Here is an 8,684-nt window from a genome sequence, read left to right on the forward strand (position 1 = left end):
GCATGACGCATGGAGGAGGCACGGTGGCGGGCGAGTCCCCCGAAGAGGCGGAGCAGCGGAAGTCTTCGCAGGAGGCGACTCCGGGCGGCGGCGGCCGGGATCCGCGGCTGTCGGTGCTCCGTGAGTCGGCGTCCTCATCGGCCCCGCCTTCGGCGTCGTCGGCGTCGTCGGCGGAGTCCGGCGCGGTCCAGGTGGACCAGCCCACGGCCGTCTTCAAGTCCCTCGCTCCGCGCGCGCCGGAGGACGGCACCCCGGCCGACCCGGCGGCGGGCGGCGAGGGCGACCGCCTGCGGGCGGCGGTGGCGGCGTGGGTCGCCACCGGTGACGAGCCGTCGGAGACGGCGCAGGACACCGCCTCGCGCGTCTCCGACACGACCACCGAGCCGGACGGCGGGTCGGGCGCCGGGGCCGGGAGTCCGGTGAGCGGCGACGGCGAGGAGCCCGCCGCCCCGACGGGGGCGGCGAAAGCTTCCGCCGAGCCTGAGCCCGAGGCCGCCGGGTCCACTGCCGTGGAGCCGGCCGAGGCGGGCGGCGAGGACGCGTCCTGGTTCGCGGCGCGGAAGGCGACCGCCGGCGAGGCGGAGAACGCCCGGGCGGACGTGCCCGAGGCTGCCGAGACCGATGCGGACCGTCCCACGGAGGACGCGCCCGCGTCCCGGGAGGCGACGGCCGCCGACACGCCGGCTGGGGAGGGCACGCCCGCTCCGGCGACGCCCGCTGCCGACCCGCCGGCTCCGGACGAGGAGCGCTCCTCCGACACGCCCTCCTCCGACGCCCCGGTCTCCGGCGAAGCGGCCGACGAGGCTGCCGAAGCGCCCGCCGTCGACCAGCCCACCGCTGTGTTCAAGGCCGTGCGGCCGCCTGCCGTGGACCAGCCGACGACCGCGCTGAAGATCCCGCCGACGCCGACGCCGACGCCGACGCCGATGCCGACCCCGACGCCGACGCCCCCGGCCAAGGCCGCCGAGCCCGCCGCCGAGTCCGACGCCGAGCGCACGAGCCAGTTCATCCCGCTGCGCCGCGACCTCCCCGAGCCCCCGGCGGCGAAGGCCCAGCCCCAGCCCCTGCCCAAGGCACAGCCGCAGCCGCAGCCCCAGCCGCGGCCGGAGCCCTCGGCCGCCCCAGCCGGCCCCGCGACGCCCGCCTCCCTCACCGAGGCCGAGCGCACCAAGCAGCAGCCCATGCCGCCGCTGCCCCCGCTGGACCTGCTCGCGGAGCTGACGAACACCCCGCCCCCGCCGCCGACGCCCCTGCGCACCGCCGCCCGGCGCGTGCGGATCTGGACGCCGCTGGTCGTTCTCCTGCTGATCGTCTTTGCGGTCGTACAGTTCGTGCGGCCGCTCCCCACCCCCGCCCTCACCCTCTCCGCCGCCCCCACGTTCACCTTCCAGGGCGGCGAGCTGACCATGCCGTGGCCCACCGAGGGACAGGGCGCCGCCGAGGTCGAGGGGGTCGGTTCGCTGGGGACGTACGGAGTCCAGAAGCCCGCTCCGATCGCCAGTGTCGCCAAGACGATGACGGCGTACGTGATCCTCCGCGACCACCCGATCAAGGGGAACCAGACCGGTCCCGAGATCACGGTCGACCAGAAGGCCGGCGAGCAGGCCAAGGCCAAGGACGAGTCGACGGCGCAGATCAAGGAGGGGCAGCGGTACAGCGAGAAGGAGCTGCTCCAGCTCCTCATGATCCCGTCCGGGAACAACGTGGCCCGGCTGCTCGCCCGCTGGGACGCCGGTACGGAGGCCGCCTTCGTCGAGAAGATGAACGCCGCCGCCAAGGACCTCGGCATGACGGACTCGGTCTACACCGACCCGTCCGGTCTGCAGTCGACCACGGTCTCCACCCCGCTCGACCAGCTGAAGCTGGCGAAGGCGGTCATGCAGTACGACGTGTTCCGGGAGATCGTGGACATGCCGAACCTCACGGTGGAGGGCATCCCGGGCCGGATCGAGAACAACAACAACATCCTGCTCCAGCCCGGTGTCCGGGGCATCAAGACCGGCTCCTCGACCCCCGCCGGCGGCAACCTGCTCTGGGCGGCCTACACCGTCGTCGACGGCAAGGAGCGCCGCATCCTCGGTGTGGTGATGGGTGCGAAGGACGCCGCCCTCCTGAACGACAAGCTCCAGCTGGCGATCGACTACAGCCTCAAGCTGATCCAGCAGGCGCAGAAGGACGTGACCTCCGCCCCCGTCGTCCGCAAGGGGCAGGTCGTCGGCTACGTCGACGACGGCCTCGGCGGGCAGACCCCGGTCGTCGCGACCCGCGAGCTCAAGGCCATCGGCTGGCCCGGCCTGAAGGTGGGGCTGGCCCTGACGGACGGCGGCAAGGCCGTTCCGCACGCCGGCAAGGCGGGCGACGTCGTCGGCCAGGTGTCGATCGGTACGGGCGCCGGCAAGGTCAGCGCTCCCGTCGCCCTCCAGAAGGACCTGGTGGAGCCGGGCTTCGACAGGAAGCTGACGCGCCTCGGCTGACGCACGACGGGCGTCCCGGCCCTCCGGGGCGCCCAGCTGTTAGCGTTCCGAGGAACGAGATCGCGCGACGGGGAGTACGGGAAAGGGCCGCAGTGACCACCGCCGAGCCGACACGCGCCGACGAGGAGGCGCAGTCGCGTCCCCCCGTGCCCATGGGCGGCAGCGGTGGAGCACCGGAGGAGACCGCCGCCGGGCGTCCGGGAGCGGCTGGGCCCTCGCCCGCGCCGGTCCCGCCGCGAATAAGCCTCCCGGCACCCCGGCCGGCCACGGGCACGACGGCGCCCGGGCCGCGCCCCGCGCGCCGCAGGCGCCGCTACCCGGTGATGATCGCCACCGGCGTCGCCGCGCTCACCCATGTCCTGTGGTTCTTCCTGTTCGCGAACAGTGGCGGCGACCTCGCCGCCCAGGACGCCTGGGCCGAGTTCGTCGGCCGGCATCCGGACTCCGCGTACAACCTCGCCTGGTACGGAGGGATGCACCCGGTCTCGTACAGCGTGATCTCGCCGTACGTGATGTCACTGCTCGGCGTCCGTACGACGATGATGATCGCCGGGACCGTCTCCGCCGGTCTGACGGCGCTGATCCTGGTGCGGGTGCGGGCGGTCCGCAATCCGCTGGCGTGCGCGCTGGCCGGGGTCTTCGCCTTCCTGTGCAACGCGCTGTCGGGGCGGGTGACGTTCGGTCTCGGCATGATGTTCGCGCTGGGCGCGGTCGCGGCCGTCTTCTGCTGGCCGTACCGCTGGCGGCACCGGCGCTGGGCGAAGGCCGCGGTCGCCGCGCCGCTCGCCGGTCTCGCGACCGCGTGCTCCCCGGTCGCCGGGCTCTTCCTCGGAGTCGCGGCGGCGGCGCTCTTCCTCAACAAACGGCGCCCCGGCGCGTACGCCCTCGGCCTCGCCCCGGTCGCGGTGGTGGCGTTGTCGTCCTGGCTGTTCCCCTTCTCCGGTACGCAGCCGATGTCGCTGGCGTCGACGTCGCTGCCGTTCCTCTTCGGGGTACTGGTCTTCCTGCTCGTACCGCGCGAGTGGCGCACGGTACGCACCGGCGCGGCCGTCTACTCCGCGGGCACGCTGCTGACCTGGCTGATCGACTCCCAGATCGGGTCGAACGTGTCGCGGCTCGTGATGGTCTTCGCGGGCGTCGTCCTCCTCGCCGCCCTGCCCTACGCCGTCCCGCGCTCGCGCCGCTGGTACGCGCTGGTGCTGGCCTTCGCGGGCCTGAACCTCTGGATCGGGTTCAAGGGCGTCGACGACATCATCCGCACCGCCCCCGACGCGTCCTGGGCGCGGGAGGTCGCGCCGCTGATCAACCAGTTGCAGGTGCGGGGCGCGGAGAAGGCGCGGGTGGAGGTCGTCCCGGCCTCCAGCCACCGCGAGTCCTCGGCCCTCACCCCGTACATCAACCTGGCCCGGGGCTGGAACCGCCAGGCGGACATGGAGCGCAACCCGCTCTTCTACGACGACACGCTGAACGCCGCGAACTACGAGGACTGGCTCGACCGCTGGGCGGTGCACTACGTGGTGCTGCCGACCGGGAAGCCCGACTCGGGCGCGGAGCGGGAGGCGGAGCTGGTCGAGGGCGGCCTGCCCTACCTCAAGCAGGTCTGGTCCGACGCGAACTGGCGGCTGTACGAGGTCGAGAACCCGACCCCGCTGGCGGCCCCGCCGGCCCAGGTGCGCCGGGCCGCCGCCGAGGAGGTCGTGATCCGCCTCGACGCCCCGGGCCGGGTCCTGATCCGGGTGCCGTACTCCCCGTGGCTGGCCCTCCTGGACGAGAACGGCGGCAAGATCGAACCGCCGGAGGAGACGGAGGCGTCGAAGCGGGCCCGCGAGGAGTCGGAGACGGAACTCCCGAAGGTCTTCCTCAACGAGCACGGCTGCCTGCTGAAGGCGGAGGCGGACGCGGAGGGCGACGAGTGGACGGAGCTGGTGGCCCCGAAGCCGGGCGTCTACCGCCTGGCCGCCCCGTACAAGCTCTTCCCCCGAGGCACGACCTGCCCGGAAGAACTCCGCTGACCCACGGCGCGAGGGGTGACGGGCCTCCTGAGCGGCCGACAGCCTGACGAGCCACCCAGGTCCGACGTGCGCGGCGCATCCGCCGATGGCCGGGGGCTCGTGAACGGGGGGACCGTTGGAGCACAACCACCCTCGGGCGCCCGGGAACCCGTTACGGTGACGGGCATGTCCGACACCGACTTCTGGACCCTTCCTCCCGACCGCATGACCCATGGCAGCGGCATTCGCTACGAACTGACCGTGCTGCGGCCGCCGTTCACCGTGGACGTCGCCGACCTCCCGCCCAACGACCCGCAGCGGGCCGCGGAGTTCGCCCGCTCTCTGGGCACGATCGACGATGTGGTCGAAGACCTCGGCCCCCGTAAGCGGAGTGACATGATCACGGTCGCCACGCGGGCCGACCTGGACCTCGTGCAGGCGGGGGCGTGGGGGAACCTCATGTCGATCTCCGATCCGGCGTTCGGGGACGACGGCAACGACATGCCGCTCCTGGCGGAGGCCACCCGGCTGCGGGAGCGCTTCCCCGACGCGCGGATCGTGGGCCGGGTGGAGGTGCACTGCGGCGCCGAGCACACCGAAGACCTCGTGTGGCTGCCGGACGGCACCATGTTCCACGCCTGCGGCTGGCCCGGTGACGAACCGTTCGTCGTGACCGGTGACCCGCGGGCGGTGATGGACGCCCTCGGGATCACCACCGAAGCCCTCGAAGAGCTCGACGTCTACTTCGACCTGGACGACGAACCGAACCAGAACGACTGGGGCGCCCTCGCCACGGCCTGCCTCGCCGGCGCGGACCCGTGGGGGAGGGCCGATCTGGACGCCTCCTCCCTGCGGGTGCGGCACAGCGAGCACGCCACCAGCCACATGGAAGCCCTGTACTTCAACGACTGATTCGTCAACTCCCCGTGGTGATCATTCAGTTGGCGCCCCGACACGGCCTCGAACCCCGTCTCGCGCGCCGGTGAATGGGTCTAGGGTGAACGGGCGACGCGTACACGTCACGGGGGCCTCACGCGTCGCCCCGTATCCCCTCAGGCCCCACCTATGAGGGAAGATCACTCTTGAACAGAGCACTGCGCATACCCAAGCGGTGGAGTCTGGCAGGCCGCGCGCTGGCCGTGCTCGGGATCGCCTCGGCGGTCACCGTGACCGGTCTGCCCGGCATCGAGACCGACACCGCCAGCGCCGCCGGGCCCGCCGTCGCGGCCAGGATCAAGCCCGGCGCGAAGCGCTGCGACGTGAAGAACCTCGGCAAGGCGTACCCCAGCACGCCGACCAACTCGGGGTTCCCCAACGACCCCACCGGCTCCAACTTCTCCGCCTGGCCGGGCAACCCGAAGAACTACAACTACGACCTGCCCGGCAAGGCGTACGACGGGGTGAAGCCGCCGACGGCCGCCGACAGGACCAAGGCCCTGTCGAAGGCTCCGAACGACACGGAGAAGAACTACAAGGAGTGGCAGAAGGTCGCGGACAGGTCCGGTGACCCGGAGGACCGCAAGTTCGAGATCTACGCCCGGTACTTCCACAACAAGGAAGGGCTGACCTTCGACCACTGGTTCGAGCACCGGTTCATCCGCAACCAGGTCAACAACCACAAGGGGTCGTCGTTCGAGCGTCAGCTCGTCCGCGACTTCCGCCTGGTCGGCCCGGACTGGCTGTGCGAGGTCACCGTCGAGCTCATCGACGCGCAGGGCAACGTCGTCGATTCCCGCCGGTACGACGCCTACAACCAGCGGACCAAGGAGTTCAACGAGTTCAAGTCGAACTCCGAGCTCACGAACAAGCAGCTCGGGAAGGACCGGAAGGTCGCCCGGTTCATGCCGGACCACACGTTCCGGTTCACCGGCGCGAAGCCGTTCAGCGCCGGCCAGCGCAAGAAGATCGACAGCCTGAACAAGTACGTCAACGATCTGCGGCCCGGCAAGACCAACCAGGTCCGCGGCAACCAGCGGCTCTACAACCCCGTTCCGCGGACCAAGCCCATCCGGGGGTACTCGGACTACCAGCGGTGGTTCGCCCCGGGCTGCCAGGGCGGCCAGGGCAGGGCGCAGCTCGCCGCCGCCTCGTGCGGCACGCGCGGCTCGCTGAACGACCGCATCATCGGCTCCGGGAAGACCCTGGAAGAGGCCAAGAGGATCCAGGCCGACGCCCGCCGGCTCGACACCCGGGGCACCCTCCCGCGCGGCGGCCCGGGCGGCGTCGACTTCACCACCCTGGAGCTGCGGTACGTCGGTGGCCTGGGCAAGGGCAAGGGCATGCAGTACTCCATGCGTGCCGACCAGATGCCCAACCCGGACGAGAACCCGGGCTTCGGTGGTGAGGCGCGCATGCAGCTCTCCTCCGACGCCCTGTTCACGTGGCTCGCGCTCACTCCGGAGAAGTTCTGGGTCAACCTCAACCCGGACCAGCCGGACAAGATCATGGACGCCAAGTTCGGCAGGACCGACGCCGGCCGGGTCCTGCTCGAGGCCGACTACCTGATGAAGGAGGACTTCGCCGAAGCCCTCAACCCGAAGAAGCACGCCGGCGGCAAGCGGTACTGGGACACCGCCCCCCGCCAGAACGGCCTTCCGTGCTTCCCCGGCGTCCGCTTCTGGGCGGAGCCCAAGACCGCCGAGGTCCGCGAGCAGGACGGCGGGATCTACATTCTCGACGCACCCCTGAAGGTGTCGGCCGAGTGGCTCGACATCGAGTGGGAGGCGCCGGGCAGCACGGAGTGCAAGGGCCTGACCGACGCGGAGAAGAAGTCGATGGAGGCGAGCGTCCGCGCCAACATCGTTCCCCTCATGGAGGAGCGGGTCAACAACGACAAGCGCTACGCCGACCTGCGCGCCGTCTACACCGCACGTGTCGCCGCCGAGTACATCCGCCAGCAGGACGCCAAGGCGCCGACCGACTTCCGTAAGATCATCAACTCCAACGACGTCACCGCGTGGCCGCTGCGCGCCCCGCACGACAAGTGGACTCGCGAGGACGTGTACCAGAAGTACATGAAGTCGCTGCGCGAGGGCATCGAGTGGTTCGAGCTGGAGTACGGCGGCAAGGTCTTCAACCAGGGCGTCGGCGGTGTGGACTTCTCCAAGCAGCCGAAGCGCAACATCCCCCAGACCCGGTTCAACGTCGAGCACCGCACTCTGGACAGCACGACGAAGACGTCTCTCCAGTCGGATGACGTGTCCTACCGGGACACCGACACCCTCTTCCTCGGCGGCAGCGGCAACGTCGAGGCCGGCGGCGAGGACCCGGGCCCGAACCCGACTCCGACCCCGACCCCGACGGACGGCCCGAAGCCGACCGACCCGCCGTCGACCCCGGCCCCGGACCCGTCCACCCCAGGCGACGGAAACCCGACCCCGCCGGCGAACAGGCCGGACCCGGACGGCGGCCTGGCCGACACCGGCTCCACCACCCCGATCGCCCTGATCTCGGGCATCGCCGCAGCGGTCCTGGCCACGGGCGCGGCCCTGCTGTGGTGGATGCGCCGCAGGCGCCAGGACGCCACGGGCTAGCGAGGCGGCGCCGCTTCAGGGTCCTGCGACAGGGGCCCTGGAGCGGCCGGCGAGCGGGAGGAACCCCCTCCCGCTCGCGGGCGAAAGGCCCTAGGTGCATTGATCACGAGCGTTGTTGGCAGGGCCGGGTGTTGATCACGGCGAAGACCTCCGGTGCGGTGGAGGTGTCTAGGACTACACCGCACGGAGGTCTTCGTGTCTCCGCCCGCGGGCCCTTCTGACCCTGGGTGATATTCGCCGGGCCCGTAAAGACCCTGAACAGGGTCCCGCCGGACGCGGCAACCCTCCGTGGCCTCGCCTGGATCGGAAGAATCTTGGTCGCAGGGCTCGTGGACCCGTGCTGGGTGGAGATGGCGGTGGTGAGGCAGCCTCGCCGATGCACAGCACGTTTACGCCCCAGTGCTGGTGCATGGCAACGCTCCAGTACCGCGCCGGTCGAGGCGCTCCTCCCGCACGACGTGCTGGCCACTCACGCCACCGTGGACAAGTACGCGCGGGATTATCTGGTCGCCCATCAGCTACCTGGGCGGCAAGTCCTCCTCCAGCTCCTCGAAGATCGCCGGCCTGACCTGGACCTTCACGGGGTGCCGCCTAAGGGCTGTCCCGTAACTGCGGGAGCATGAGGGCCTGCCCCGGCTTCGCGGACATCAGAGAAAGAGAAGCTCGACGTCTTTCGCGACGCAGAG

4 protein-coding genes are annotated in these 8,684 nt (G+C 71.3%); all 4 read left to right on the forward strand.

The genetic code is table 11. The features are described 5' to 3' along the window. Positions 1-2 precede the first annotated feature (2 nt). On the forward strand, positions 3-2,474 hold the full coding sequence (locus ACWDX6_RS14595) for a D-alanyl-D-alanine carboxypeptidase (protein WP_451485283.1): 2,472 nt from the start codon (positions 3-5) through the stop codon (positions 2,472-2,474). Between the two features lie 323 nt (positions 2,475-2,797). After that, the gene (locus ACWDX6_RS14600; RefSeq protein WP_451485289.1) at positions 2,798-4,486 is read left to right on the forward strand and encodes an MFS transporter; all 1,689 of its coding nucleotides are present in this window, start codon (positions 2,798-2,800) and stop codon (positions 4,484-4,486) included. 165 nt (positions 4,487-4,651) lie between these two features. Then, the gene (locus tag ACWDX6_RS14605) at positions 4,652-5,377 is read left to right on the forward strand and encodes a DUF6333 family protein (RefSeq protein ID WP_451485284.1); all 726 of its coding nucleotides are present in this window, start codon (positions 4,652-4,654) and stop codon (positions 5,375-5,377) included. A 170-nt stretch (positions 5,378-5,547) separates the two neighbouring features. Continuing rightward, entirely contained in the window at positions 5,548-7,998 is a 2,451-nt protein-coding gene (locus tag ACWDX6_RS14610) for an LPXTG cell wall anchor domain-containing protein (protein ID WP_451485285.1), read from the forward strand. Positions 7,999-8,684: the final 686 nt, after the last annotated feature.

This window comes from Streptomyces sp. NPDC003027 (genome assembly GCF_053591435.1).

Excerpts from the sequence above, each read along its gene's own strand:
- ACWDX6_RS14605 (WP_451485284.1), top strand. The coding sequence starts at position 4,652 with ATGTCCGACACCGACTTCTGGACCCTTCCTCCCGACCGCATGACCCAT.
- ACWDX6_RS14595 (WP_451485283.1), top strand. The coding sequence starts at position 3 with ATGACGCATGGAGGAGGCACGGTGGCGGGCGAGTCCCCCGAAGAGGCG.
- ACWDX6_RS14600 (WP_451485289.1), top strand. The coding sequence starts at position 2,798 with ATGATCGCCACCGGCGTCGCCGCGCTCACCCATGTCCTGTGGTTCTTC.